Source organism: Cupriavidus sp. YAF13, from assembly GCF_052113425.1.
Lineage (GTDB): Bacteria > Pseudomonadota > Gammaproteobacteria > Burkholderiales > Burkholderiaceae > Cupriavidus.
The window spans coordinates 5,001-6,166 of record NZ_JBFRDD010000115.1 but is presented as its reverse complement, the minus strand read 5'-3'; the positions used below and the strand labels follow the sequence as shown (position 1 = coordinate 6,166).

Annotated in this window: 1 protein-coding gene, 2 rRNA genes and 1 pseudogene (1 of these 4 only partly in view); all 4 read right to left on the bottom strand. The window is 39.4% G+C overall.

Annotated elements, in window-relative coordinates:
- Window positions 1–199 (bottom strand): annotated as a pseudogene (locus tag AB4061_RS40125) (hypothetical protein); the annotation flags it as partial.
- Window positions 200–357: 158 nt separating this feature from the next.
- Window positions 358–540, bottom strand: a complete 183-nt coding sequence (locus AB4061_RS40120) for a sigma factor G inhibitor Gin (RefSeq protein WP_013054842.1) — start codon at window positions 538–540, stop codon at window positions 358–360.
- A 139-nt stretch (window positions 541–679) separates the two neighbouring features.
- Window positions 680–795, bottom strand: a 5S ribosomal RNA gene (gene rrf / locus AB4061_RS40115).
- 63 nt (window positions 796–858) lie between these two features.
- Window positions 859–1,166 (bottom strand): 23S ribosomal RNA (locus AB4061_RS40110) (it continues 2,628 nt past the right edge of the window).

Here is a 1,166-nt window from a genome sequence, read left to right as displayed (position 1 = left end):
CTTTAATAACAGATTCTGCTTCATGTAAATCATCTAATCCGCTAATTTCTGTTAGATCGTATTGCAAAAAGTCTGCGTAAGAAGACTGAATATGTGAAGGTAGAATTTGACCATTTTTATGGCCGGGCACGTGATAAGAGAGTGACCTCTTTTCGCTGTGCCTTACTAAACAGTTATATAAAGGTAAATATGTATCCATACATCCATTCCTTACTTTTTGTAAATATAACATTGTTAACTTGATAAAAGAATATAATATGTAAGTATTTTTCCTATCAAAATTCATTTTTCTTTCATTATAACAAACTTAGATGATTTTTTTGAACCATATAAAGAAGCCCTTATAAAAAAGGGCTTTTAGTAAGAAAACGCTCCTGATATTCTCTTTAATTGATCTACTAACAATTGATAACGAAAATGAGATGAATCCACCTCTACAATCTCTACCTCGCAGTGTTGGCATATAAAGCTGGAAAACACCTCAATACCCTTTGTATGCTGTTCATGACAAACGGAACATGTTTTAATTTGTTTTTCCATTACTCTCCACCTCCACTAAATAAGTATCGACAAGATGCAACTTCTTTATGCAGTTCATTTACCCCATTTTATGTAGATAGCTTATACTCTGTGAATAATAAAAAAAGGACTAGCTAAAATAGCTAGTCYTTTTTCARGTGCCTGGCAACGTCCTACTCTCACAGGGACAAAGTCCCAACTACCATTGGCGCTAAAGAGCTTAACTTCCGTGTTCGGTATGGGAACGGGTGTGACCTCTTCGCTATCGCCACCAGACAAGAGATTGYTCTCTCAAAACTAGRTAACARTTTGCTGAGTAAAGCTTACGCTTTTAAARGTTTGGTTAAGTCCTCGATCGATTAGTATCAGTCAGCTACACATGTCGCCACGCTTCCACCTCTGACCTATCAACCTGATCATCTTTCAGGGATCTTACTAGCTTGCGCTATGGGAAATCTCATCTTGAGGGGGGCTTCATGCTTAGATGCTTTCAGCACTTATCCCGTCCACACATAGCTACCCAGCGATGCCTTTGGCAAGACAACTGGTACACCAGCGGTGTGTCCATCCCGGTCCTCTCGTACTAAGGACAGCTCCTCTCAAATTTCCTACGCCCACGACGGATAGGGACCGAACTGTCTCACGAC